General features: G+C 53.9%; 26 protein-coding genes. 6 read left to right on the plus strand and 20 right to left on the minus strand.

Annotation, left to right across the window (positions count from 1 at the left end):
- Nucleotides 1–333 precede the first annotated feature (333 nt).
- A complete protein-coding gene (locus tag BMZ14_RS15050; RefSeq protein ID WP_218144987.1) occupies nucleotides 334–696 on the minus strand; it encodes a hypothetical protein in 363 nt (120 codons plus the stop codon).
- Nucleotides 697–831: 135 nt separating this feature from the next.
- Here BMZ14_RS15050 and mutS point away from each other — a divergent pair, with 135 nt between their 5' ends.
- The gene (gene mutS / locus BMZ14_RS05830) at nucleotides 832–3441 is read left to right on the plus strand and encodes a DNA mismatch repair protein MutS (protein ID WP_074795758.1); all 2610 of its coding nucleotides are present in this window, start codon (nucleotides 832–834) and stop codon (nucleotides 3439–3441) included.
- A gap of 87 nt (nucleotides 3442–3528) precedes the next feature.
- Here mutS and BMZ14_RS05835 read toward each other — a convergent pair whose 3' ends face one another.
- From BMZ14_RS05835 to rpsB, 13 genes are all read right to left on the minus strand, one after another.
- On the minus strand, nucleotides 3529–4008 hold the full coding sequence (locus tag BMZ14_RS05835; protein WP_074795760.1) for an FKBP-type peptidyl-prolyl cis-trans isomerase: 480 nt from the start codon (nucleotides 4006–4008) through the stop codon (nucleotides 3529–3531).
- Nucleotides 4009–4217: 209 nt separating this feature from the next.
- Entirely contained in the window at nucleotides 4218–4823 is a 606-nt protein-coding gene (gene rnhB / locus BMZ14_RS05840; protein ID WP_083396678.1) for a ribonuclease HII, read from the minus strand.
- A gap of 45 nt (nucleotides 4824–4868) precedes the next feature.
- Nucleotides 4869–5306: a 3-hydroxyacyl-ACP dehydratase FabZ gene (fabZ, locus tag BMZ14_RS05845; RefSeq protein WP_074795764.1), complete on the minus strand. Its 438-nt coding sequence runs from the start codon at nucleotides 5304–5306 to the stop codon at nucleotides 4869–4871.
- A gap of 80 nt (nucleotides 5307–5386) precedes the next feature.
- A complete protein-coding gene (locus BMZ14_RS05850) occupies nucleotides 5387–5914 on the minus strand; it encodes an OmpH/Skp family outer membrane protein (protein ID WP_083396679.1) in 528 nt (175 codons plus the stop codon).
- A gap of 25 nt (nucleotides 5915–5939) precedes the next feature.
- The gene (bamA, locus tag BMZ14_RS05855; protein ID WP_074795766.1) at nucleotides 5940–8222 is read right to left on the minus strand and encodes an outer membrane protein assembly factor BamA; all 2283 of its coding nucleotides are present in this window, start codon (nucleotides 8220–8222) and stop codon (nucleotides 5940–5942) included.
- A gap of 3 nt (nucleotides 8223–8225) precedes the next feature.
- Nucleotides 8226–9593, minus strand: a complete 1368-nt coding sequence (gene rseP / locus BMZ14_RS05860) for an RIP metalloprotease RseP (protein ID WP_074795768.1) — start codon at nucleotides 9591–9593, stop codon at nucleotides 8226–8228.
- Between the two features lie 500 nt (nucleotides 9594–10093).
- Complete coding sequence (gene ispC, locus BMZ14_RS05870) at nucleotides 10094–11281, minus strand: 1-deoxy-D-xylulose-5-phosphate reductoisomerase (protein ID WP_074795772.1); 1188 nt, start codon at nucleotides 11279–11281, stop codon at nucleotides 10094–10096.
- A 2-nt stretch (nucleotides 11282–11283) separates the two neighbouring features.
- Entirely contained in the window at nucleotides 11284–12099 is an 816-nt protein-coding gene (locus BMZ14_RS05875) for a phosphatidate cytidylyltransferase (RefSeq protein ID WP_074795774.1), read from the minus strand.
- A 48-nt stretch (nucleotides 12100–12147) separates the two neighbouring features.
- Nucleotides 12148–12945: a polyprenyl diphosphate synthase gene (gene uppS, locus BMZ14_RS05880; protein WP_074795776.1), complete on the minus strand. Its 798-nt coding sequence runs from the start codon at nucleotides 12943–12945 to the stop codon at nucleotides 12148–12150.
- A gap of 98 nt (nucleotides 12946–13043) precedes the next feature.
- Complete coding sequence (frr, locus tag BMZ14_RS05885) at nucleotides 13044–13601, minus strand: ribosome recycling factor (RefSeq protein WP_074795778.1); 558 nt, start codon at nucleotides 13599–13601, stop codon at nucleotides 13044–13046.
- A gap of 27 nt (nucleotides 13602–13628) precedes the next feature.
- A complete protein-coding gene (gene pyrH / locus BMZ14_RS05890) occupies nucleotides 13629–14345 on the minus strand; it encodes a UMP kinase (protein WP_074795780.1) in 717 nt (238 codons plus the stop codon).
- A gap of 8 nt (nucleotides 14346–14353) precedes the next feature.
- A complete protein-coding gene (gene tsf, locus BMZ14_RS05895) occupies nucleotides 14354–15262 on the minus strand; it encodes a translation elongation factor Ts (protein ID WP_074796484.1) in 909 nt (302 codons plus the stop codon).
- A 102-nt stretch (nucleotides 15263–15364) separates the two neighbouring features.
- Nucleotides 15365–16105 (minus strand): 30S ribosomal protein S2, encoded by a 741-nt coding sequence (gene rpsB, locus BMZ14_RS05900; protein WP_074795782.1) that lies wholly within the window; start codon nucleotides 16103–16105, stop codon nucleotides 15365–15367.
- Between the two features lie 447 nt (nucleotides 16106–16552).
- Between rpsB and BMZ14_RS05905 the strand changes: the two genes are divergently transcribed.
- The 5 genes from BMZ14_RS05905 to BMZ14_RS05925 all read left to right on the plus strand — a co-directional run bounded on the left by BMZ14_RS05905 (nucleotide 16553) and on the right by BMZ14_RS05925 (nucleotide 19077).
- Nucleotides 16553–16966 (plus strand): ElaB/YgaM/YqjD family protein, encoded by a 414-nt coding sequence (locus tag BMZ14_RS05905; RefSeq protein ID WP_074795784.1) that lies wholly within the window; start codon nucleotides 16553–16555, stop codon nucleotides 16964–16966.
- A gap of 40 nt (nucleotides 16967–17006) precedes the next feature.
- Nucleotides 17007–17375 (plus strand): phage holin family protein, encoded by a 369-nt coding sequence (locus tag BMZ14_RS05910; protein ID WP_074795786.1) that lies wholly within the window; start codon nucleotides 17007–17009, stop codon nucleotides 17373–17375.
- Nucleotides 17376–17416: 41 nt separating this feature from the next.
- Entirely contained in the window at nucleotides 17417–17728 is a 312-nt protein-coding gene (locus BMZ14_RS05915) for a hypothetical protein (protein ID WP_256208438.1), read from the plus strand.
- Between the two features lie 260 nt (nucleotides 17729–17988).
- On the plus strand, nucleotides 17989–18255 hold the full coding sequence (locus tag BMZ14_RS05920) for an EF-hand domain-containing protein (protein ID WP_074795790.1): 267 nt from the start codon (nucleotides 17989–17991) through the stop codon (nucleotides 18253–18255).
- A gap of 282 nt (nucleotides 18256–18537) precedes the next feature.
- Nucleotides 18538–19077: a shikimate kinase gene (locus BMZ14_RS05925; RefSeq protein WP_256208477.1), complete on the plus strand. Its 540-nt coding sequence runs from the start codon at nucleotides 18538–18540 to the stop codon at nucleotides 19075–19077.
- 196 nt (nucleotides 19078–19273) lie between these two features.
- On the opposite strand, the gene def is transcribed toward BMZ14_RS05925, so the two are convergent.
- From def to BMZ14_RS05955, 6 genes are all read right to left on the minus strand, one after another.
- The gene (gene def, locus BMZ14_RS05930; RefSeq protein WP_074795792.1) at nucleotides 19274–19807 is read right to left on the minus strand and encodes a peptide deformylase; all 534 of its coding nucleotides are present in this window, start codon (nucleotides 19805–19807) and stop codon (nucleotides 19274–19276) included.
- Nucleotides 19797–20543, minus strand: coding sequence for an S-methyl-5'-thioinosine phosphorylase (locus tag BMZ14_RS05935; RefSeq protein WP_074795794.1), 747 nt, complete (start codon nucleotides 20541–20543; stop codon nucleotides 19797–19799). The genes def and BMZ14_RS05935 overlap by 11 nt, the downstream gene beginning before the upstream one ends.
- A gap of 173 nt (nucleotides 20544–20716) precedes the next feature.
- On the minus strand, nucleotides 20717–21262 hold the full coding sequence (locus tag BMZ14_RS05940; RefSeq protein ID WP_074795796.1) for a hypoxanthine-guanine phosphoribosyltransferase: 546 nt from the start codon (nucleotides 21260–21262) through the stop codon (nucleotides 20717–20719).
- 41 nt (nucleotides 21263–21303) lie between these two features.
- Nucleotides 21304–22200 (minus strand): UTP--glucose-1-phosphate uridylyltransferase GalU, encoded by an 897-nt coding sequence (gene galU / locus BMZ14_RS05945; protein WP_074795798.1) that lies wholly within the window; start codon nucleotides 22198–22200, stop codon nucleotides 21304–21306.
- Between the two features lie 31 nt (nucleotides 22201–22231).
- Nucleotides 22232–24316: an NAD-dependent DNA ligase LigA gene (gene ligA / locus BMZ14_RS05950; protein ID WP_074795800.1), complete on the minus strand. Its 2085-nt coding sequence runs from the start codon at nucleotides 24314–24316 to the stop codon at nucleotides 22232–22234.
- Nucleotides 24313–25623, minus strand: a complete 1311-nt coding sequence (locus tag BMZ14_RS05955) for a cell division protein ZipA C-terminal FtsZ-binding domain-containing protein (RefSeq protein ID WP_074795802.1) — start codon at nucleotides 25621–25623, stop codon at nucleotides 24313–24315. Before BMZ14_RS05955 ends, ligA begins: the two co-directional genes overlap by 4 nt.
- Nucleotide 25624 lies beyond the last annotated feature (1 nt).

Genomic DNA, 25624 nt, shown 5'->3' on the forward strand with positions numbered 1-25624 from the left:
CGAATTCCAATTGATAGGCGAGTATATTATTGACGGCCAAAAAATTGCATGATCTGGAACAGGCCCCTGGCAAGCCGATCTCACTCAAGGATGAGTAGCCTCGGCTGTCAAGGAACTGTCCCGCCATATCTTCTCCGCCGGCCATTGCATCTGTTCACTGCTGTTCGATCCCGAGAAGCTGAAGGTGTAAGCGTGATCCGGAGCATGAATAACCTGGGCGCGACTGACAAGAGCATCATCGCAGCAAATTGCAGCTATGCGACTTGAACCTAAATCCGGTAGTTGCCCACTTATTTTTCAGTCTAGCGTTATGATCTGCAAATACTTGTTGTATCACATGGCATTCACCTTTTTGGTGAGTTCGCCACGGGGCGGATTATGCAGTTTCTGCGGCACATGGCTGCGTTGCAACTCCTTGGAATGGGGCACCTCGAAGCGTTGCACGCGGGGCCCTGCGAAGCAGGGATCGGGCAGCGCCGGGGATGCCGCGAACGAGCTCCCAAGTTCGTTTGTGGCGCCTGCCTCCCGCTGCGGGGTCGCACCTTCCTCCGGAAGGCACTGCTCCGCCCTGCGCGGTGGCGCCCCAAAGCGTTGCACGAGGGGCCCCGTGAAGCGGGGATCGGGCAGCGCCGGGGATGCCGCGAACAAGCTCCCAAGTTCTTTTGTGGCGCCTTGCATCCCGCTGCGGGGTCGCACCTTCCTCCGGAAGGCACTGCTCCGCCCTGCGCGGTCGCGCCCTTCCGCGTCGGTGCGCCTTGCCCTGCACCCCAAAAAACGCACACTCCACCCCGTCCAACTACCGAGGTTGAAGAGTTGACTAAGCACACCCCCATGATGCAGCAATATCTCCGCATCAAGGCGCAGCATCCCGGCATGCTGATGTTCTACCGCATGGGTGACTTTTACGAGCTGTTCTTCGAAGATGCGGAAAAAGCGGCAAGGCTTCTTGATATCACGCTGACCCGGCGCGGCACTTCAGCGGGAGAGCCGATCAGGATGGCAGGCGTGCCTTATCATTCCGCCGAACAGTATCTTTCGAAACTCGTCCGGCTGGGTGAATCGGTGGTGATCTGTGAGCAGACCGGGGATCCCGCCACGGCGAAGGGGCCGGTAGAGCGCGAGGTCACACGCATTATCACGCCGGGCACGCTGACCGATGCAGCGCTGCTGGAAGAAAAACGCGAAAGTGTTTTGCTTGCCGTGTTCGTGCACGAATCGACGCTGGGATTGGCGTGGCTCAACCTGGCAGCCGGGCAATTCAACGTGATGGAGACTTCACTCCCCAATCTGGCAGCCGAACTCGAACGCCTGAAGCCCGCGGAAATTCTTTTGCCGGATTCGCTGGATTCCGCTGCGCTCAACAACATGGTTGCGCAAAGAAAATTATGTCTAAAACGTCTACCGGCCTGGCAGTTTGATGCCGAAGCCGCTGTTTCCAATCTTTCCCGCCAATTTGGAACCCATGATCTCTCCGGTTTCGGTTGCGACGGCCTGTATTCGTCACTTGGTGCAGCGAGCGCACTCCTGGATTACGCCCGCCTGACGCAAGGTACAGGTATCGCCCATGTCAAGGTGCTGCGGGTGGAGCGGGAGGGGAGCTATCTGCGAATGGATGCCGCCACCCGCCGCAACCTGGAGATTTCCGAAACCATACTTGGCGATACATCGCCGACACTGCTGTCTCTGCTCGATTCGTGCTCGACCAACATGGGCAGCCGCCTGTTGCGGCACTGGTTGCACCATCCGCTGAGAAACACCGCCCTGGTCCAGGACCGGCTTGAAGGGGTGTCGTACCTGATTGGAGATGCCGGAACAGGACCTTATCTTTCAGTGCGCGACTGTCTCAAGCGTGTGGTGGACATCGAGCGCATTACTACTCGTATCGCGCTGAAAACGGCGCGTCCGCGGGATTTATCGGGACTACGCGATAGCCTGAAACGGCTTCCCCAAGCTATTCAAGCTATCACTGCCGCCGCTGCCGCTGCTGCAATTGCGACGCCTGACGGGTACACCAGCAGGCTTATTGTCGCGCTGACGCAATCCATGACGCCCGATGCGGCCCTTGTCGCGCTTCTGGAAGAATCGCTCCGGGAAGAACCGGAAGCGGCGCTGCGGACGGGGGGCGTGATAGCTGACGGCTATGATGCCGATCTGGATGAACTGCGCGCCATACAGAACAATTGTGGCGAATTTCTGCTGCAACTGGAAGCAAGAGAAAAAGCGCGCACCGGCATCGCAAACCTCAAAGTGGAATATAACCGGCTCCACGGTTTTTATATTGAAGTGACGCATACGCACAGCGAGAAGATACCCGAGGATTACCGCAGGCGACAGACACTGAAGAATGCCGAGCGCTACATCACGCCGGAACTCAAAGCGTTCGAAGAGAAAGCGCTTTCAGCGCAGGATCGCGCGCTTGCCAGGGAGAAGTGGCTATACGATGAACTGCTGGACATGCTTTTGCCCTACATTGGACATTTGCAGGAAATCGCTCAGAGTGTCGCCGAACTGGATGTATTGGCAACCTTTGCCGAACGCGCACTTGCACTCGATTACGTTATGCCGGCCTTTAGCGATGAGGCCACTATCGATATTGAGGCCGGCCGTCACCCGGTTGTGGAAAAGCAGGTGGAGAACTTCATGGCCAATGATCTACGGCTCGGCGGCAACAGCTCTGCCAGACGCCAGATGCTGATCATAACCGGCCCCAATATGGGGGGGAAATCCACCTATATGCGGCAAGCCGCGCTGATTGCATTGCTCGCTCATTGCGGCAGCTTCGTACCCGCAAAAAGCGCTCGCTTCGGACCACTCGATCAGATTTTTACTCGCATCGGCGCATCCGATGACCTGGCTGGCGGACGGTCGACTTTCATGATGGAAATGACCGAGGCTGCCAATATCCTGCATAATGCCACGCCGCAAAGCCTGGTATTGATGGATGAAGTAGGACGGGGAACTTCCACCTTCGACGGACTGGCACTGGCGTTCGCGATTTCCCGGTATCTCCTGGAAAAGAACCGCAGCTATACCTTATTCGCGACTCATTATTTCGAACTGACGAGACTTGCCGAGGAATTCGCGCAAGCCGCCAATGTGCATCTGCGGGCGGTGGAACACAGGCACCATATCGTATTCCTGCATGCCGTCAATGACGGACCGGCGAGTCAAAGCTACGGCCTGCAAGTCGCTGCGCTGGCGGGCGTTCCGGAGCCCGTTATCAAGACCGCGAGAAAATATCTGGTGAAACTCGAACAGGAAACGGCTGGTGCCCGATCGCAACGGGATCTATTCTCCGATCCTCTCCCTACTGTGGACGCCTCTCCGCCGGAGGAACATCCCGTCCTTGTGTCCCTACGCGCTATCGTGCCAGACGAGTTGAGCCCCAGGCAGGCACTGGAGGAACTCTATGCGCTGAAAAAGGCAGCAGAGAAAGAATAGCCACGGCCAGGAGCGAAATTGGCTTATCCCTTGATTGATTGCACACCCGTTTTTTCAGGCAGACCCCCAGCCAAAAACGGTCTTCTGTCAGTGCTCATGTCCATGAGCGCCATGGACATGACCGTGCGACAGTTCCTCGGCGGTCGCCGGGCGGACCTCGGTAACCGTGCAATCGAAACGCAAGGTCACCCCGGCCAACGGATGGTTGCCGTCCACCACCACCTTGTCTTCGGCAATATCTGTTACCGTATAGATCATGGCGTCATCGGAACCTTCTTCGCCTCCTTCAAACTGCATTCCGACCGTCACATCGTCTGGAAAAAGAGCGCGAGGCTCTACCCTCACCAATTGGCTGTCGTATTCACCAAAAGTATTTTCTGGTTCCATCAGGACCGAGCAACTATAACCCACCTCCTGGCTATGCAATTTTTCTTCCACCATGGGGAAGATCCCATCGTAACCGCCGTGCAGGTAACTGACCGGTTCGCTGGGTTTTTCCATCACTTTCCCGGTCAGGTCAGACAGCTCATAGTTCAGTGAAACGACTGTATCCTTTTCAATTCGCATAATAATAATTCAAACTGTAAGTTAAGCTTCCGCAATAGATGAGCATCACGAACCCTCTCGTTCAGGGAAACCGCTAAACCCCCCAACCCGCCATTTAAATTCTATCAGCAACGGGAGACGAATCATTATTGCATTAGTAGTAACGAAATGAAATAAAGTTCCTTTTTGAGAAACTCCGGAGCGAATACGGGGCGTCGCGTGCACCAGGCTTATTCAGCGGTTTCGTAAATTTTACAGCCTGCCATCAATTCCCTGACTGGCGCAAAACTGCGGCGATGCACCGCCGAAACCCCATGAATCCGTAATGCTGCAATGTGCTGCTCGGTGGAATACCCTTTATGCCGGTCGAAGCCATAATGCGGAAACCGCCGGTGCAACGCCACCATCTGGGCATCACGCGCAGTCTTTGCCAGGATGGAAGCAGCCGAGATTTCCGGCACCAGGCTATCTCCCCTGACGATGGTGGTCACGGGGCAACTCAGGCGGGGACCATGATTTCCGTCCACCAGCACCCTCCCTGGAATGAACGACAGGCTCTGTACAGCGCGCTTCATCGCGAGCAAGCTCGCCTGTAGAATATTCAGCCGGTCAATCTCCTTGACCGATGCGAAACCAACAGCCCAGGCTATGGAATGCGCTTTAATGGCAAGGGTGAGACTGTCGCGTTTTTGTTCGCTGAGCGTTTTCGAGTCTGCAAGACCCTCGATCTGATAGGCTGGATCGAGTATCACGCAAGCTGCAAACACCGGCCCCGCCAACGGCCCCCTGCCGGACTCGTCGACACCGCAGACCCAGTGAGACTCAATCCCTGGCACTTCTACGGTTCCACTTTTCGGTATCCATAGCGGAAATCTTCCGCGCTACTCTTTAGACCGTATGGTGCACATCAACTCGGCCTCGGTAACGACACGCCCATCCACTTCTGCCTTGACGGAATATTTCCAGATTCCGATGCGCTCCCTAAGGATTGTTGCCCTGAGTATCAGTTGGTCACCTGGCAGAACGGGCTTCTTGAAGCGGGCGCGATCTATACCAACGAAGTAGTAAACGGAATTTTCGTCGGTTTGAAGATTCGCGGTCTTGAGCGTAAGAAGTGCGGCAGCTTGTGCCAGCGCTTCGATTATCAGCACTCCCGGCATGACTGGATGATGCGGGAAGTGGCCGGAAAAGAAGGGCTCGTTGATGGTCACGTTCTTGAGTGCGGAAATGGTCTTTCCCGGTTCACAACTCAGAACCCGGTCCACCAGCAAAAAAGGGTAACGATGAGGAAGGTATTTCAGAACTTCATGGATATCCATGGTGCAATCTTTCCCAAATTCTCGATAACGATGATAGACAGGATTGCCGCTTCCATATGGGCGGCACGGCGTTCCCGCTGCTATTTGTCGGCCAGCGCCTTGATTACCTTTTCCGTAATGTCGATGCGCGGACTACGGTAAACGAGATCGCGCAAGGGCAAAACAAGATCATACTTCTCTGCTTCCGCGATGATTTGAATAGCCTTGCTGGCCGTCAACTGGAGTGTAGCAACTTCGTCATTCTGACGCAGACTCAGGTCTTCGCGCATCTGACGTTGAGCACGCTGAAACTCCCGATTGAGCGCGGCAAGATCGCGCTCCTTGCTGCGTCGATCCGCTTCCGGCATGCTCTTCCCTTCTTTTTCCAGAAGATCCTGAAGCTCCTTTGCCTCCAGGGCCATCCTTTTTATTTCCTGGTCCCGCGGCAAGAATTCCTTTTCTATCTTTTTGAGCGCTCTCACCGCGGGTGCGGATTCAGCGAGAATTCTTTCCGTATCAACGACCCCCACTTTAATATCATCCGCCACGGCCTCGGCAGCTCCCCAAGCAGATACGAAAATCACTGAGGCCGCTACCATCAAAGCTCGCAATAGAACCTTGTGCTTCAATTTTTATCTCCAAATTTTATTTAATTTAGAACTGTTGTCCAAATTGAAACTGGAATCGCTGCAAGTTATCACCCGGTTGATTGTTAATCGGCTGCGCGACGCTGACTTTAAGGGGGCCCATCGGTGAAATCCACATAACCGCAATACCCGCGGAATAGCGCAGGCCTTCCTGCTCCGGTCTGACCCCGCCGCTACCATAGACCGTGCCGCCATCGATAAAAGCACTCAGGCGTACTGTGCGGTCATTTCTCATGCCCGGCATTGGAAACATTATCTCCGCATTTCCTACTACTCGGGTGTTACCCCCCAGCGCTCTATTGTTCGCGTCGCGTGGACCCAGGGAACTGATATTGTAGCCGCGAACCGAAGTATTGCCACCCGCAAAGAAATTCTTGAAGAAGGGGAGATCTTTCCCGGCGTAACCGTCGCCGTAACCTACGTCCCCATGCAGCAGAAGGGTAAATAGCTCAGAGATGGGATAATACCATTTGAGATCGTAATTCACTTTGTAATAAGTGAGGTCTCCGCCCGGCAGGCCTGCCTCGGCAAATACCCGTTGCGTGGTGCCTGATGTCGTCCATATAGCGCTATCGCGTCCATCACGCCGCCAGCTGACGGTTACCGGTATGTTTATGGTGCTTCGGCCGAACTTTTCCACAAAATCAATGTTGCGCTGCGGACTGTTGGGGCCTAGATCGATCACCGTATTTTCTATCCCCAGGCCGGTCATGATACTGTCATTCTCGTTGAGCGGAATGCCTGCCCGGATTCCAGCGCCTGTGGTATCGGTATTGAAGTTCATGACTGAAGACAGCGTGCTTGTGTTGAGAACGCGCTTATAAAGATCGAAACCGGCGGTTACACCGTCGCGGGTAAAATAAGGATCGGTATAGGATAGCGAGTATGTCTTGTTGACGCGACCGGTGTTTATCATGAGATTGACCAGCTTGCCGGTACCGAATATGTTGTCCTGGGCAATGGAGCCGCTGAGTATCAGCCCTTCCATGTTGGAATACCCGGCTCCGAACATCACCGCGCCGGTGGGCTTTTCCTTAACCTCTACGTTTACGTCAACCTGATCGGTAGTCCCCGGGACCGCCGGCGTTTCAAGATTGACAGCGGTAAAGTAATTCAATCTGTCCACCCGCACCTTGGAGCGATTGATTTTGCTGGTCGAATACCAGCTCCCTTCGAATTGACGCATTTCCCTGCGTATTACTTCGTCCCGGGTTCGGCTGTTGCCTGTTATGTTGATACGTCTTACATATACCCGCCGTCCCGGGTCTACAAAAAAGGTAAATGCTACCTGCTGCTTCTCCTTGTCCAGTTGCGGGGAGGCATTGACGTTGGCAAACGCATAGCCGTCATCGCCCAGGCGGTCGGTAATGAGCTTGACTGATTCGGTCAGGCGCTCGCGGGAAAACACTTCGCCGGGGGCAAGCTTTATAAGTGAGCGCAATTCATCTTCCGGCACCAGCATTTCGCCGGCAAGTTTTATTTCGGAAACCTTGTACTCCGGTCCCTCGGCGATATTTACGGTGATATAAATATCCTGCATGTCCGGGGTAATGGACACCTGAGTGGATTCAATGCTGAATTCGAGGTAACCACGATTGAGATAATACGACCGCAGTGACTCAAGATCGCCGGAAAGCTTCTGCTTTGAATACTGATCCTCTTTCGTGAACCAGGTAAGCAAGCCAGGTGTTCTCAGTGAGAAAGTGCTCAGCAGTTCCTTTTCCTTGAACGCCTTATTACCGACGATGTTGATCTTGCGAATCTTGGCGGTCTTGCCTTCATCCACGTGAAAAGTGATTCCCACGCGATTACGGTCGAGTGGCGTGGTGGTAGTGGTGATTTTTACCGCGTATTTGCCACGGCTGATGTACTGCTGCTTCAACTCCTGTTCGGCTTTTTCCAGCGTGGAGCGATCAAAGATGCGCGACTCCGCCAAACCCGCCTGTTTCAGGCCTTCTTTCAATTTATCCTTCTCGAATTCCTTGGCGCCAATAATGTTGATTTGCGCAATGGCGGGACGTTCCTCCACCACTACGATCAGCACTCCGTCTTCCGACTCCAGCCGCACGTCCTTGAAAAAACCGGTGGCATAAAGCACCTTGATGGCGGCTGCGGCCTTTTCATCGTCGAGCGTGTCGCCGACCTTCACGGGCAAATAACTGAATACTGTCCCCGCCTCGGTCCGTTGTATGCCTTCAACCCGAATGTCCTTGACTACGAATGGCTCGCGCGCCCATGAAACCGAAGCGCAAAAGACAGAAACAAGCGCGACGAGATGCTTGACTTTCATACTTTAACTGGGGATAAACCGGCTGATATCGTTGTATATGGCAAAAGCCATCAGGGCAAACAAGAGCATCATCCCCACCCGTTGCCCCGTTTCGATGGCTTCGGGGGATAGCGGCCTGCCCCTGAGGATCTCGATTACATAATACATTAAATGCCCTCCATCCAGTACGGGAATAGGTAACAGGTTGAGGACGCCCAAACTGATGCTGATGAGCGCGAGAAAGCCAAGGTAAGGTGAAAGGCCCATTTGAGCCGACTTTCCCGCGTAATCGGCGATTGTAATAGGTCCGCTCACATTCTTCCACGACACTTCCCCCACTACCATTTTCCCCAGCATTTTCAATGTGAATACTGATGTTTCCCAGGTCTTGCCTATTGCCTTGACTATGGCTGTGCCAGCCGGGTAACTGACTTCCACCAAAAGTTTTTCCAGTTCATCATGATCGATTTGCGGTCCAATTCCGATTTTGCCGATTTTTTTTCCGCCTTCGGAAACGGTATCGGGAATCACTTCTACGCCCATGACCTGGCCGGCACGGCGGACTTCCAGCATGAGCCGCGTTCCCGGACTGGTTCTTATCTTTTCTACAAGATCTTCCCAAAGTGCGATTTTGCTACCGTTTACTGTCAGAATTTCATCACCCGTCAGCAAGCCGGCGCGACTACCCGAGCTGTCGGGCGCCACGCTCGAAATGACGGGTTTCACTGCCGGCTGAAAAGTGGTCAAGCCGATCTTCTTCAGGAAATCTCCGTCCAGATCATCTGCGCTGACGCCACTTAAATCCATTTTCCGCAGAGTGGTTAGTCCGCTCGCATCCACGGTTTCCACCGCCACCGCGGGTGATCTTTCCACCGCGTGCGACAACAGCAGCCAGCGGGCATCCTGCCAGGTGGCGACGGGTTCGTTATCAATTCTTGTGATGGTATCGCCCCTCTCGAAACCCGCGAACGCAGCCGCCGTTGCAGGAACTGCGGTCCCCACGACCGGTTTCATCGTAGTAACGCCAAGTATGAATAGCAGCCAGTAAAGCACGATTGCCAGCAGAAAATTGGCGATCGGGCCTGCAGCGACGATGGCGAACCGGCGTGCAACGGGTTTGCGGTTGAATGAACGCGATAGCTCCTCGGGTGCTACACTGCCCTCGCGCTCGTCGAGCATCTTTACGTAGCCGCCGAGAGGAAAGGCAGCGATCACCCATTCCGTTTGATCCTTTCCCCAGCGCTTTCGCAACAAAGGCTGGCCGAAGCCGATCGAAAAGCGCAGCACCTTTACCCCACACCAGCGCGCCACCAGAAAATGGCCGAATTCATGAAATACGATCAGCAACCCCAAGGCGGCAACGAAAGCAATAATGGTAGATAAAAATGTCATACGATCGGGCGCCCGCCTCTGCAGCGCAGAGAAAAGGTAAAGGGAGAAACTACGAAGGGAAGCGCCTCAAGCGGAGGCAATAGCTGGAAGAAATAGTTTTCCGTCCTCAGAAAAACGGGATGGAAGCCGCCATACCGGGAATGAATGATCCTGCCGGCGCCGAATGCTGCACGAGTAAGCCCACTTATACCTGAAATGGCTTTCCTTTTGGCGAATCGGCCAGACTGACTGGAGTGGGCGGAAATGCCGGATACACGCTGCTGGCTCACCTTTCGCCCCTGGTTTTGTTAAGGGTGTTGTGCAGGAGGCGAACCATGGCGAAGTTCCATACTATCGCGGCGCCCCAGTGACATATTGGGATGGGAACTCCAGCTATCAGGTTTTCAAGTTCGGGCGTGGGCTTATGTCCTGCTCGATACGCGTAACGAGGAATTTTCGTCCGTAAGAATGGATAACCCCGTGTTGCGTGGCCCATTCCGAAGGCCAATATTCCCGGCGTTTCATGCCAGGCACGTCAGCCACTCCCGAGCGGCTTCACGCGCCAAGCTGTCTGCGGCCAGCACATCATTAAGTGTTGCGATATCCTTGCGGCCGACCGTCTGCATGACTTCTTCAATCATGGCCGGGATTGCGGTAAAAGGCATTTGGCACTTGAGGAAAGACTCTACAGCGACTTCGTTGGCGGCATTGAGTATTGCGGGAGCGCTTCCCCCCGTTGCCAGCGCCTGATAGGCAAGCCTCAAACATGGAAAGCGCCTGAAGTCAGGCGCCTCGAAATCCAGCCTTGCCACTTTGAACATATCCAGAGGCGCAACGCCCGTTTCAATGCGCTCCGGGAAACCCAGGGCATGCGCAATGGGGGTACGCATGTCGGGATTGCCAAGTTGCGCCAGCACCGAGCCATCCACATACTCGACCATTGAATGTATTATGCTTTGTGGATGGATCACCACCTGGATTTGCTCCGGTGGAGCTTCAAACAGCCAGTGCGCTTCAATGACTTCCAAACCCTTGTTCATCATGGTGGCGGAATCGACGGAGATTTTTTGCCCCATTACCCAGTTGGGATGTGCGCAAGCCTGTCCCGGCGTCACGTGTTCCAGCGAACTCAGGGGTAATTGGCGGAATGGCCCGCCTGACGCGGTCAACAGGATGCGCCGCACTCCCACCGCGCCGAGGTCGCCGTTGAAATGGTGCGGCAGTGATTGAAAGATCGCGTTATGTTCGCTGTCGATCGGGAGCAGAGTGGCATGATTTTCCTTGACGACATCCATGAAAATACGCCCGGCCATGACCATGGTTTCCTTATTGGCGAGCAGCACCTGCTTGCCCGCACGAGCGGCCGCAAAGGTAGGGCGTATGCCGGCGGCGCCAACGATAGCCGCCATTACCGTATCGACATCTTCTAGCGACGCCACTTTTTCCAGCGACTCGACACCTGACAGCACTTCGGTTGCGAGCCCCGCTGCGCGAACTTCCACCCGCAGCCATTCAGCGCTTGCTTCGTCAAGTAACACCGCATAACGCGGCTCGAAGCGGCGGCATTGCTCCAGAATTTTTTTGACGCCCTTATTGGCCGTCAGCGCGACGACGCGAAACCGGTCAGGATGACGAGCAACCACATCCAGCGTACTTACACCGATACTGCCGGTAGAGCCCAGTATGGTGAGATGACGAACAGCTATCATAATCAAGTCTGTAACAGTAGGAGTGACAAAATGGCGATGGGCAGGGTTGAAGTCAGTGCATCAATACGGTCAAGTATACCACCGTGGCCGGGCAAAATATTCCCGCTATCCTTGACTCCCGCATGTCGCTTCATCAGCGACTCGAACAAATCCCCGATAATCCCCATGCCGGCAAGAAGCACCAATAGTGGTATCAGCAACTTGATGCGAGATTCATCTTCGGTGCTGTAATTCCAAATGAGTGCATAAATAAAAACCGCCGCCAGCGCTCCCACGACGCCTTCCCACGTTTTTCCCGGGCTGATTCCCGGCGCGAGCTTATGTTTTCCCCAAGCACGGCCGCTAAAATAGGCAGCGGTATCGGATATCCAGACGGCGGACATGAACCCGAGCAGGAGGAATGGATCGATGGCGCGTAACTGGTATAAAGCCAAACAGGTAGGCAACAGCAGCAGCCAGCCAGCCAGCGCCAGTGCGGGGGGGTTCTTGATCCGACGTTTGGACGTCAGAAAGAATGGAACGAATAGAGCCCAGAACGCTGCCGACGCCATGTAAAACCAGAAAAAAGACATGGTATGCGGATCAGCCAGAACCATATCGTTCAGCACGAACAACAGTTCTCCGGTCAGAATCACCGTGAATAAAAGATAAGCGATGGAGCCAGTCAGAGAAAATTTTGCAAGCCTGCTCCATTCCCATATGCCTGTGGCGGTCAAGGCAAGCAGCAACACCATCCAGAAAATGGATGACAGGTAAAATAATGCCGCCAAAAATACGAATAGCATGATGACGGCGGTAAAAATCCGGGCCCTGAGCATGACTGGTAACGTAGGAAAGAAGCAACCCAGATTGGAGAGGCGCAGAGGCTACGCCGTTTTTTTTACGGCAACCTCTCTTCCTCCATGAGCAGATGATCTCGCTTGAATCTGCTCGCTGGTGCGCCCAAACCGGCGCTCGCGTTGTTGATAGGACTGAATGGCAAGATCCAGTGCACGAGCATCGAAATCCGGCCAGAGCGTATCGGTGAAATACAGTTCGGTGTATGCCAGTTGCCACAATAAAAAGTTGCTGATGCGCTTTTCACCGCCGGTACGGATAAACAGATCGGGTTCCGGCGCGTAGTTCAAGGCAAAATGCGGCATCAGGTCGCTCTCGTCAAAACAGTTCGCTAATTGCGGATGTTGCTCCAGCATTTTGCGAACCGCCTGCATGATATCCCAGCGTCCTCCGTAATTGGCTGCGATGGTAAGCGTGAAGCGGGTATTTGCCGCTGTAAGCGCCTCGCCATTGCGAATGAACTCGACTATTTTCGAATCGAATTTCGATAGATCCCCAATTACCTTGAAGCAAATGCCGTTCTCATGCAGCTTGGTAACCTCCTGCTCCAGCACGTTGATGAAAAGCTGCATCAGGAATGCGACTTCATCCGTTGGCCGGCGCCAATTCTCGCTGCTGAAAGCAAACAAGGTGAGGTATTCCACGCCGCGCTCGATGCAAGCCTTGATTGCGGTACGTACTGTCTCCACACCACGTTTATGCCCGGCCATCCGCGGCATGAAGCGGTTTTTCGCCCAGCGCCCATTGCCATCCATGATGATCGCAATATGCTGCGGGATCATGCCCGTTTCAGGTATTTCCCGTGTTGAACTGGAGATGACAGACATGGAGAACTATTGAGTTAAGGTGACTTCTAAAAATCCGGCAATGTTTAAATCAATTGCCTGCCCCGCAATGTCATGGCGTGGCCTTATGGTTTGCCGCCTCAGATCGCCATCAGCTCGGCTTCCTTGATTTGCAGGAGCTTGTCGATTTCCGCGATATGGCGGTCGGTAAGTTTCTGGATCTCATCCTGTCCGCGGCGTTCCTCATCCTCGGCGATCTTTTTTTCCTTGAGCAAATCCTTCAGCTGGGTATTTGCATCACGGCGGATATTTCGCATCGCCACCCGTGCGTTTTCACCCTCATGCTTTACGATCTTGGTAAGGTCACGGCGACGCTCCTCGGTAAGGGCCGGCATCGGTATGCGAATCAACTCACCTACAGTGACAGGGTTCAGGCCCAGGTCGGAACTACGGATAGCTTTCTCGATCGCGCTCAGCATCTTTTTTTCCCAGGGCGCAACGGTAATGGTACGCGCATCCGCCAGGTTGACGCTTGCCACCTGACTGATGAGTGTGGGCGCACCATAATAGTCGACTGTAATGTGATCCAGCAAACCCGTGTGAGCGCGGCCGGTCCGTACCTTGCCCAGATCCAGCTTCAGTGCCTCCAGGCTTTTCTGCATCTTTTGTTCAGCGGATTTTTTTATGTCGGCGATCATGATATTTTCTTCAGAATGGCGAACAATTCAAACTTGTACCAGCGTACCTTCATTCTCGCCCAGCACTACCCGTCTTAGTGCGCCGGGCTTGAAGATACTGAACACGTTGAGCAGTAGCTTGTGGTCGCGGCAAAGTGTCAGGGCCGTAGCATCCATAACCTTGAGATTCTGGGCAATGGCCGCGTCGAATGACAGCTTCTCGTAGCGTATGGCACCGGGGTTCTTCTTGGGATCCGTCGAATATACCCCATCCACCTTGGTGGCCTTGAGTACGATATCCACGTTCATCTCCCTTCCACGCAATGCAGCGGCCGTATCGGTAGTGAAAAAGGGATTGCCGGTGCCGGCGGCGAAAATCACTACCTTACCCTCCTCCAGATAACGTATTGCCTTACCGCGAATGTAAGGTTCCACTACCTGATCAACGCGCAACGCCGACTGCACCCGGCTCACCAATCCCCCGCGGCGCATGGCGTCCTGCAGCGCCAGGGCATTCATGACGGTCGCCAGCATTCCCATATAATCCGCGGTTGCGCGGTCCATCCCATCTTCAGCGGACGTCATGCCCCGAAAAATGTTGCCGCCGCCTATCACTACCGCCACTTGAACCCCCAACCGGCTCACCTCGGCGATTTCAGCAACGATTCTCTCCATTACCACGCGATTTATGCCGTAGCTGTCATCACCCATGAGAGCCTCGCCGGAGAGCTTCAGGAGAATACGCTTATAAGCGGCGGTCGTCATGAATGATTCTAATTTGCCTGCGGTGTTTTGTCTTCTTTCGCCTGGTTCACCTGCGCCATTACTTCAGCAGCAAAATCGCCAGTTTTCTTTTCGATCCCCTCTCCAACAACGAACAAGGTAAACGCATTGACCTTGGCAGACTTTGACACAAGCAGCTTTTCCACGGTCTCGTCCGGATTCTTGACGAATGGTTGACCGAGGAGCGTCACTTCTGCAAGGTATTTGGCAATCCGTCCATCAACCATTCTTGCAACGATATCGGCGGGCTTGCCGCTTTCTGTCGCCTGGGCCGTATATATCTGCCGTTCACGCGCGAGCAACTCGGGCGACACCTGCTCGCTTGACACGCAAAGCGGTTTGCTGGCCGCAATATGCATGGCCAAGTCCTTGCCCAGCATATCGTCGCCGCCTGTGTAATCGACCATTACGCCGATTTTGGCGCCATGAAGATATGACGCCAGGCGCCCCTCCGTCGTATGACGGGCGAAACGGCGCACGCTGATATTCTCACCCAGCTTCATGACCAGCGCCTTCCGGAACTCCTCCACGCTTTCTCCACCCGGCAGTTCGGCGCTCGCCAATGCTTCGATATCCGTCACGCCCTGTGTCGCCACCAACTGCGCGAGATCCCGGCTAAATTTGATGAAGTCTTCGTTCCTTGCGACAAAATCGGTTTCGCAATTGACTTCCACCAGCGCGCCACTCTTTCCATCACGCGCAATATACGCAGCCACCATCCCTTCCGACGCGACACGCCCCGCCGCCTTGCTCGCCTTGGCGCCACTCTTGATACGCAGCAGGTCCTCCGCTGCCTTGATGTCCCCGCCGGTTTCGGTCAACGCTTTCTTGCATTCCATCATGCCCAGTCCGGTCATGTCGCGCAATTCCTTAACCCTTTGTGCGGTGATATCCGCCATATTCACTCCATATATTTTGTTAAAAAGCCGCGTGATCATATCACGCGGCTGACGCTGCTCTGCGGAAGCACCCCGCCATGGTTCCCCATGGCCAACCTGACCTTATTCCGCGGCTACTGCCTCATCCATCTCCGCAAACTCGTTCTTGACGATATCCTGGACAGCCTGGTTACGCCCCTCCAGGATCGCATCGGCGACGCCGCGCGCATATAAGCGTATCGCCTGACTGGAATCGTCATTGCCGGGGATGACATAGTCCAGACCTTCAGGGCTGTGGTTGGTATCTACCACCCCTACTATCGGAATGCCAAGTTTCTTTGCCTCGGTAATTGCGCCTTTCTGGTAACCGACATCAATCACGAACATGGCGTCGGGAAGGCCTTTCATATCCTTGATACCACCCAGGCTGCGGTTGAGTTTTTCCAGTTCGCGCTGGATATCCAGCGCTTCCTTCTTGGAAAGCTTGTCGAGCGTCCCGTCCTCGGTCATCGTTTCCATATCGTGGAGGCGTTTAACGGACAACTTTATCGTCTTGAAATTGGTGAGCATACCGCCGAGCCAGCGTTGATCAACGAACGGGGCGCCGCAGCGGAGGGCTTCCTCGCGTACGATGTCACGCGCTTGACGCTTTGTTCCAACGAACAGGATATTGCCCTTGTTGGCCGATAACTGACGCACATAGTTCATTGCCTCCTGATACATCACCAGAGTTTTTTCGAGGTTGATGATGTGTATCTTGTTGCGATGACCGAAAATATACTGCGCCATCTTGGGATTCCAGAAACGGGTTTGATGCCCAAAATGGACGCCCGCCTCCAGCATTTGCCGCATGGTTACTGACATTGAAATTCTCCTCTAAGGGTTGAGCCTCCAGCCGCCATAGCCGCTCCCGCAAAATTGCGGAAGCACCCTTTTTAATGGCGGATGTGCGAATTTAAGCCGGCTTATGGGGGCCGATCCAAACGTAATCCAAATGATACGAACGGAAAGAGGTAAGCTGAAACAAGCCGGATTAGCGCGAAATTATATCATTTTTATGTCGATTCGCTCAATTTGAAGCTGCGGTATTTTTGCAGGCGCGTCACTGCATCGGGTCACGATGAAAAAAACGTCGAAAATGCGGCGATAACCGCTCCATCCCGGCAGTCAGGAAGAGACAATATCAATGAGCGCCTCATTATGTGTGTCAACGTACATATCCCCATCAACTAATACACCATAATACAGCTTCATACCGAGAAGCCGCACATCGGATTATGCATTTTTTCCATAATTAAATAAGGAGCCAACATGGAACAGGATACTTCGACGAATAAAATTGGCGATGCAAAAGATGCAGCAGAAAATACGGCGCAACGCGCGGGCGCTGCAGCTCATCGGGTTGGCGACGCAGCCCGATCAGCAGGGAAACACGTGGGGGAAGTCGCCAGTGATGAACTGTCAAATCTCCGCGCCGATCTGGACGACCTGATTTCACGCATTCCCAGCCTATCCGATATCGATCTGGAGGAAGCCAAGGAAAAACTGATGGCAAAGATCGCATCCACAAAGGAAGCAGCAACAGACCTTGCTCACGATGCTCGTGAACAGTTCGATTACGGGGTGGAGTGTTCAAAGGAGTGCATAAGGGAACACCCGCTGCAGTCGGTTGGTTACGCCGCGGCGGCCGGCTTTGTCATTGGCCTGTTACTGACCCGCCGCTAAACGGCTTCCGGCCCCAACACATAAGTCGAGATAAATCGCCATGTTTGAGACCATCAGAAAAGCCAGACAAATCGGAACAATTGCTTTGGAACGTGTTGGGGAATACGCGGAGTTGCTGAAGATATCAGCGGAGATTCAGGGTCAGAATTTGAAGAAGCGGATAGTCAGTTTTGTAATGGTAGCGCTTCTTGCTGTCTTGAGCCTGATTTTCCTGGGGCTGGCTATCATCGTTACCTGCTGGGATACGCCCTATCGGGTGATCTCCGCATGGGGCGTGGCCGGTTTTTATGCCCTTGCAGCGTTTATCGCATATATCGCGGCCCCCAGCCGGGCCGATTCTGTTTCAGCTTTCGATACCGTGCGCGAGGAATTGCAGCAGGATATAAAGCTAATGAAGGACGTGGTATGAGTACTGCCCTCGAAGGCGAAAGAAAAGCCCTATTGGAGCGAATGAGAGCCAGCCGGAGGTACTATCGATCCGTGTTCATCCCTGAGGATGAACATCCGGCTGGCGATCCTGATCATATCCGGGCATTCCCGCGCAGCCATACGTTCAAATTTTTATCGCGGCATCCCTATTCCACTTCACTGGGGTTGCTTGTAGCTTTGTCGATGATGCCGCCCGGACGGCTGAACAGAGCAGTAAAAGGCGGCCTTGCCCTCACGGCGGGAATTCTCGGGAGCGGCGCGAGAGCACTTATGATGCGCCAGGTTTTGCCCTCGATGATACGTTCGTTCGGGTCGCGTAAGCGCCGTTCGTAATGTTTGAGTTGCAAACCGAAGCAACCTGATCAGGTAGCGGCTGAATCCTGCATCAGGTCTTTAAGGAGGAGACATCGTGGGTAAATATTTCATTGCCTGGCTTCTCGGCGTGCCGGCGTTTGTTTTGATAATAATCTACCTTTTGTTTTAAACTGTTTTTCGTGCCCCCAAGCTTGTTCTGCTTGGGCCAGTCTTACCGATTACCGGCAGGTGCCTACTGTCAGGGAGGTGCTGTGAGATATTTACCGGCATTACAGAACATGAAAGTGCACTTGCTGATAATCTCGATTTTCAGCATCGTTGGACCAGCTCATGCGGAAGCAAGTAAAGGGCAAAAGGCGGATGCGCCTGAACTGGTATCGCCGCCTTGGGAATTGTATGACGCCAACAAGGACGATTACATAAGTGCGGAAGAAGCCGAGGCTCAGAAAATGCCGAGCCAGACTTTCAGGAGCCTGGACGTTGATCGGGATGGAAGGCTGAACCATGAGGAGTTTTCCAAAGCACCTCCCATCAAGCTGGAGTGAAGTAATACATTCCGCTTGAACGGTTGAGCCACTACCCTTCCGGCGCCAATCAAAGCGAAAGCTTGGCGAAAACTACAATCCTGTCGCGGCCAGCCGGCTAATGTTGCGATCGGATGGGTAATATTCTGAAAAGTTTTGATGTCCTCCAGCAATATCGGCATCCCTTAAGATGAGCTTTTCCCGGCCGCTAACCCTGTCACTGTTCTTACGTAGGTGATTGCATTTTCAGCTACAATCGCGTGAATGAATGCAATAAATGCGATAGTGGCGTTCGACAATGCCATGAATGAACTTGTGATGGATGAGGCAAGGGGGAATATCTTTCTGGTGGGCATGATGGGTGCCGGAAAAACGACCATCGGCCGGCTTTTGGCCGGTTTCCTGAAAAAGACATTTTATGATTCGGATCGGGAAATTCAAAAAAGAACAGGCGTCAGCATTCCCCTTATTTTTGAAATTGAGGGCGAAGCTGGTTTCCGCAAGCGTGAGACAGAAATGTTGTCGGAGCTTGTGAAAACGAGAAATATTGTTCTTGCCACAGGAGGCGGAGCAGTGCTGAGTGCACAAAACCGCGAAATGTTAAAGCAGAGCGGTACCGTAATTTACTTGAGGGCGACGGTCGATGATCTTTGGCGGCGCACCCGGCAGGACAAGAACCGCCCGTTGCTGCAGACTCAGGATCCCCGCACTAAACTCCTTGAGCTATATGGCCAGCGCGATCCGCTTTATCAGGAGACAGCGCACATCATCGTCGAGAGCGGAAAACGAAGCGCACGTCATCTGGCGCAATTACTGGCCCAGCAATTGGCCTGCTCCCGCTGACCTCGGACGAAGCATAAGAAGAGTCAGTTCCAAAGCATCGAAAGTGACCCCTGCAAGAGCCATAGGTCAGGCAGGCGAGCCGGGGAAGCCCATCCGCGCTTTTTCCGACGCTCGCACTGTTGCTCATCGCTGGTCTTGCCTCGCCAAAAGAACTACGCTCTACCCTGTCAAATGCTGACGCCGCGTCAATTCCCGCTTACTCTGCCATTGGCTCATGATCTGGAAACAATACGTCGGTAAAACCGAATGTCCGGAAATCGGTAACACGCATGGGGTAGAGGATGCCCTGCAAATGATCGCACTCGTGTTGCACAACCCGGGCATGGAACCCATCGACCCTCCGATCGATGGGTCTTCCATATTGATCCGAACCTTGATAACGCACGCTGGCAAAGCGGGGAACCATGGCACGCATACCGGGGACGCTCAGGCAGCCTTCCCAACCCTGTTCCATGTTTTCTGTAAGGGGCGTCAATACGGGATTTATCAGGACCGTGTAAGGAACTTCCTCCGCATCGGGATAGCGCCGGTTGCGCTTGACCCCAAAAATGACGACTTGCAGGCCAACCCCGATCTGTGGCGCGGCCAATCCTGCACCATCCAGCGCTTCCATGGTTTCATGCATATCCCGAATCAGAGCCTCCAGCTCCGGGATGTTGAATTTCTCTACGCTCCGCGCCACTTCCAGCAATCGCGGATCACCCATTTTCAATACCGGTTTAATCGACATCGAACTCCACCACGCGCTCGAGAATGTTCCTGACGCCCACCATCGTTTTTTCCAGAACGGCATGCGCGTCTTCCAGGCTGATCGCATGCGCGCTCGTCTTGCGGCCTGCAGCATGGTTCGCCACCACGGCAATGGTCCCATAGCAAAGCCCCAATTCTTTAGCCAGGGCTGCTTCCGGCATGCCGGTCATGCCTATCATATCAACTCCGTCCCGCTCCAGCCGGTTGACTTCAGCAGCGGTTTCCAGGCGCGGCCCCTGCGTCGCGCCATAAACACCCCCATCGATCACACGCTCATTCGCGCGTTCCGCTGCGTCCAGAAGTCGCTTGCGCGTCAACTGGCAATAAGGTTCGGTAAAATCTATGTGCGTGACCGCCTTGTCTATGACGTCATGGTAAGTATACTTGCGGCCATGGGTGTAGTCGATAATCTGGTCAGGAATTGCAACCGTACCGGGCGTCAAATCCGCCCGAATGCCGCCAACCGAAGCAACCGATATCACACGCGACAAATTCAGTGAGTGCAAGGCCCACAGATTGGCGCGGTAATTTACCTGATGGGGTGGAATGGTGTGGCCATAGCCGTGACGGGCCAGGAACACGACAGTGTTGTCATTGATTTTGCCGAAAGTCAGCGGACCGGACGGCTCGCCATAGGGAGTGGTCATAATCTTCCGGTGCGATATCTCAAGACAGGCAAGTTGGGCCATACCGGTACCGCCAATGATTGCAAGCATATCTTTCAGGAATCAAACCGGGATTGAAAAATGCGGGAGCCTAACCGCCTCAAAAAATCACAAATTCTGTCGATACTCGATCCAAAGCAATGGCGGCGCTGAGCGCAGCCTTTCTCGCATTCCATACTATGACCTCCCGGCATAGGTGAAAGGACATATATTACGGCTTCCACTTATTCTTTCACGGCATAAATTGCAGGCAAATTGCGCCATGCGCCACGCACATCCATGCCGAAACCAAACACATAACGATCCGGTACCACGACACCGACAAAATCGGCACGGATCGGCTTGGACCTGCCAATATCCTTGTCGGCAAAAACGGCGCTATAGAATGCGGCCGCGCCCTGATTCATGACCCGTTCCCGGATCGCCGCAAGCGTGATTCCTTCATCCAGAATATCGTCCAGCACCAGTACCACCCTGTTCTGCACATTTTCACGTGGCAATACTGTCCAATTAAGCTTACCACCATGGGTCTTGTTATCGTAGCGGCTGACGTGAAGATAATCGAAATTGAGGGGGAATTCCAGCAAGGGCAGCAATTGGCCGGTAAATACGACTGCCCCTCCCATAATGCTCAACACCAGGGGGTACTGATGCGACAGCAACGTGGTGATATCGATCGCCATGCGTTTGACAGTTTGCGACACCACATCGGCAGAAAATATCTGCTCTGCCGTGCCGAAAATTTTCCTTGCTTCTTCGGAGGACAGCATTAGCGCAAATCCCGGCTAGAACAGTGAAGGAAACAACGGACTCATGAACTGGAAGGGCTGGACGGAATATGGCAGCCTATGGCGTCCAGATATTCGGCGAACTCCCGCCCCACTTCGGGATGCTCGAGCGCCAGCGCAATGGTAGCCTTGAGGTAGCCTATCTTGCTTCCACAATCGTAACGGGTTCCGGAAAACTCATACGCCAGGGCGCGCTCTTCCAGCAATAGCGAGCCGATCCCATCCGTAAGCTGGATCTCACCTCCCGCGCCGGGCTTGACCTTTTCCAGATGTTCGAAAACTTTTGGAGTCAGAATGTAACGGCCAACCACGCCCAGTGTTGAAGGCGCATTCTCCGGTTCGGGTTTTTCCACGATACCGGTAATGGGATGCAGACCGCTCATTCCCGGCCCGCATTTAACGATCCCATAATTTACCGTATCTTCTGCCTCTACATTTTGTACGGCCAATATCGAACAACCGTTCTGCTCATATACCCGGCACAACTGTCCCATGATCGGCTCGTCACCCACCAGCAAGTCGTCCGCCAGCAGCACCGCGAACGGCTCGTTGCCTACGGCGGGACGCGCGCATAATATCGCATGTCCTAATCCGAGTGCTTCGGATTGTCGTATATAGATGCAAGAGATGTGTTTTGGCAGAATACTTCGCAGCATTTCCAGCGTTTCGTTTTTGCCACGCGCTTCCAGTTCGGCCTCCATCTCATAGGCTTTATCGAAATGATCCTCGATCGCGCGTTTATGGCGGCCCGTAATGAAAATGAGTTCTGTTATTCCGGCCGCGATGGCCTCTTCGACGGCGTACTGGATTAGCGGCTTATCCACAACCGGCATCATTTCCTTGGGACTTGCCTTGGTAGCGGGCAAAAAACGGGTGCCCATACCTGCCACTGGAAAAACGGCTTTGCTTATTTTTGGCATATAGGTTTTTGTAAGGGAAATGTAGCCCGCCTCATGAAATATGGCCTGATTCAGGCTGTGAATCTTGCAACAATTGTAACAGCCCTTCTTCGTCGAGAATGCTTATCCCCAATTCGAGCGCCTTATCATATTTACTGCCGGGGTCCGCGCCGGCCACAACATAATCGGTTTTTCTGGAGACGCTTCCTGTTACTTTGCCCCCGCGCGCTTCAATTCTTTCCCTGGCGTCTTCCCTGGCAAGGTGCGGCAAGGCTCCGGTCAGCACAAAAATCTTGCCTGCAACTTGATTCTCTCCCGAGCGGGTACCGGAACCGCGGGTTAGCTGCGCTCCTGCATCCTCTTTCCATTGTATTCCGCTACTGCGCAATTGCTCGATAACTTCCCGATTGTGCCTTTCGGCAAAAAAATCGGCAATGCTCTCTGCCACGACGGGGCCAATGTCCGGTACCTGCCGCAGGCTTTCCATATCAGCTTCCATCAACCGGTCCAGGCTGCCAAAATACCGGGCGAGATCTTTGGCGGTGGTTTCACCCACATTGCGGATGCCCAATGAATAAATGAACCGGGCTAGCGTGGTGTGCTTGCTTTTTTCGATGGCGTTCAAGATATTGCCTGCGGATTTTTCCGCCATGCGCTCCAGGGCAGCAAGCGCAGCTATGCCCAAGTTGTAAAGATCGGCTGGCGTCCTGACGATCGCGTTATCTACCAGGTGCTCTACCAGCCTGTCTCCCAGACCATGTATGTTCATGGCGCGGCGCGAGGCAAAATGCAAAATCGCCTGCTTTCGTTGCGCCGGACAAAACAGTCCACCGGTGCAGCGCGTCAGCGCTTCGCCTGGAAGGCGCACGGCTTTTGAACCGCATACCGGGCAGTGATCGGGCATCATGAAATACTTTACATGCGGCGAGCGGTTCTCCTTTTGTACCGCTACCACTTCGGGAATCACATCGCCCGCCCGCCGCACTGTTACCTGGTCGCCGATCATGACATCCTTGCGCCTGATTTCATCCTCGTTGTGCAACGTCGCATTGGTAACCGTCGCACCCCCCACGAACACGGGTTTCAGCCGCGCGACCGGAGTCATGGCGCCAGTTCTGCCCACTTGTACATCGATTCCCAGCAATTCGGTTATCGCTTCCTGTGCCGGAAATTTATGTGCAAGGGCAAATCGCGGGGCACGCGAAACAAACCCGAGTTTTTCCTGCTGTGCTAGATCGTTGACCTTATAAACAGTGCCATCGATGTCATAGGCCAACTGTTCGCGCAACGCCCGTATTTCATGGTGATATTCCAGCACCGCCGCCACGCCGACCACAGTCTTGCGTTCGCGCATGACCGGAAAACCCAATGACGAGAGATAGTCAAGCACTCGACTGTGTTTATCGCGCGGTATGTTTCCACCTTCACAGATGCCCGTCCCGTGCGCAAAAAATCTGAGCCTGCGGCTTGCCGTAATGCGTGGATCAAGCTGACGCAACGAACCTGCTGCCGCGTTACGGGGATTTATGAATGTTCTTTCTTTTTTTTCGCGCTGTTGCAGGTTAAGTTGTTCGAAATCCGTCTTCAACATCAGCACTTCGCCTCGCACTTCGAGAAAGGAAGGAGCATGTCCAGTGCCTGTACTGCTTTTCAATGCTAGGGGAATGGAACGAATGGTTCGCAAATTCAGGGTGACATCCTCACCCACATAACCATCGCCCCGGGTTGCACCCGTCGAGAATATACCATCTTCATAGCAGAGGCTTATGGCAAGCCCGTCAAACTTGGGCTCGACCGCATATTCCACGCTGCTGAGATTTAGAGACTGGCGTACGCGTCGGTCGAATGCTTCCACCTCAACCTCTGAAAATGCGTTGCCGAGGGAGAGCATGGGCGTACGATGAACAATTTGAGAAAACGCTTTAAGCGGCGGAGCGCCAATGCGCTGGGTCGGTGAATCAGGCGTTACGAGTTCAGGATAGCGGTGCTCGAGCTCCTCCAATTCCTGGAATAGCTTATCGAACTCGGCATCGGGAATAGTCGGCGCATCCAGTTCATAATAACGCGTGTTATGCAATTCTATCGTGTCGCGCAACTCCTGCAACCGACGGGAGACGCAGTCCAAATGTTCATTCACGCAAAAAGCCTCAGGGCCGTTTCTCCACCTGCCGGAATACCACGCGCCAGCATCATGGACTGGATCGCGCTGAGTTGTTGCCTGATCTTGCGAATGCCGCTGTCACTCAGGGGGGCGCGGTTATCATCGACCATGACGCCCCCGAGCGCATCCGTGAAATTCTCGGCGAGATACATCATTTGTCCGAAAACAATTTCCCCGTTCGCCACCCTGGGCACGTCAAGCAGAAAGGTAATGCCGTGAGTGATGAGCGTCCGCATCTTGTTGGGAAGAAAAGGGGAAGCTTCGTAGTTGCCGAAGGAAAACAAAGTGGCGTTATTTTCATCCCGATAATGAAACAAGCCATCGGCTCCCGGTTTGAAACCGGATGTTTCTGCCAGGACATGGATTTTTGCGCCCGTAAATACGCTGTTATCCTTGCTGATGATATTAATGCCCACCATGACGTCCACTTGCGTGCAGAATTCGTCGAGGAATAGCGCCTGTGCATAAGCTTGCGGTATATCAGGACAGTTTGCAGCCGCTTTTACCTGCGCGGCGAAATTTTCCGCCATGTCGCGAAACGCGGACAAGCTTACTTCACTTACGGGACCGTTACGGTCAGCGAGTTGCAGATGACCCCGCAAATTAATGTAGCTTCCCTTACTGCTACTCTCCGCCGTGATTTCTTCCCAGGACGCTTCTGCCTCTTGCTGACCCAGCCACCGTACCGGCTTGCCAAAATCAAATTTTCGCTGCAACAACTCCGACAGGTTCGAATCCGTGATCGATGTTCCTCCATCAATGCCCACTACATAATCCACCGCATCCGCAGCAGCGACGCTATCAACGATACGGCGACCGGCCGGCGCGGGCCCGGGCCCAAGGGGAGTAATATGCATTGCGGGCCTGAAACGGGGTTCCGGCTTCACATGAGAAGCTTCTGGTCTTACCGGGGAGCGTTCCGTCTTTACCGTCTCGCCTTCTGGTTTTACTGGCGCAGGTTCCGGCGTTGGCTGGGCGGATTCCGGCGCAGGCTGGGCGGACCCGGGCGTTGGCTGGGCAAGTTCCGTTATTCCGGCCGACTCCGCATCCGGCTCGTCAAACGATTCATGCAACGGCTCCTTGCCGAGTTGCGGTTCAATCCTTTCATCTTCTCCATCGGATACCCCGGTTCTCAGCAGCACATCCTCATGCTTGCTGCCAAATGCCTTTTCCGCACCCCGCCGGTAATGACGTTGCTGCATCCAGTTAAAAAAAACAACGCCCAACACCACCACAATGCCAATCGCGATGAGGCTGATTTGCAATTCACTTAAATTCGCCATA

The sequence above is a fragment of the Nitrosospira briensis genome (genome assembly GCF_900115125.1).
In the GTDB taxonomy this organism is placed as follows: Bacteria; Pseudomonadota; Gammaproteobacteria; order Burkholderiales; family Nitrosomonadaceae; genus Nitrosospira; species Nitrosospira briensis_A.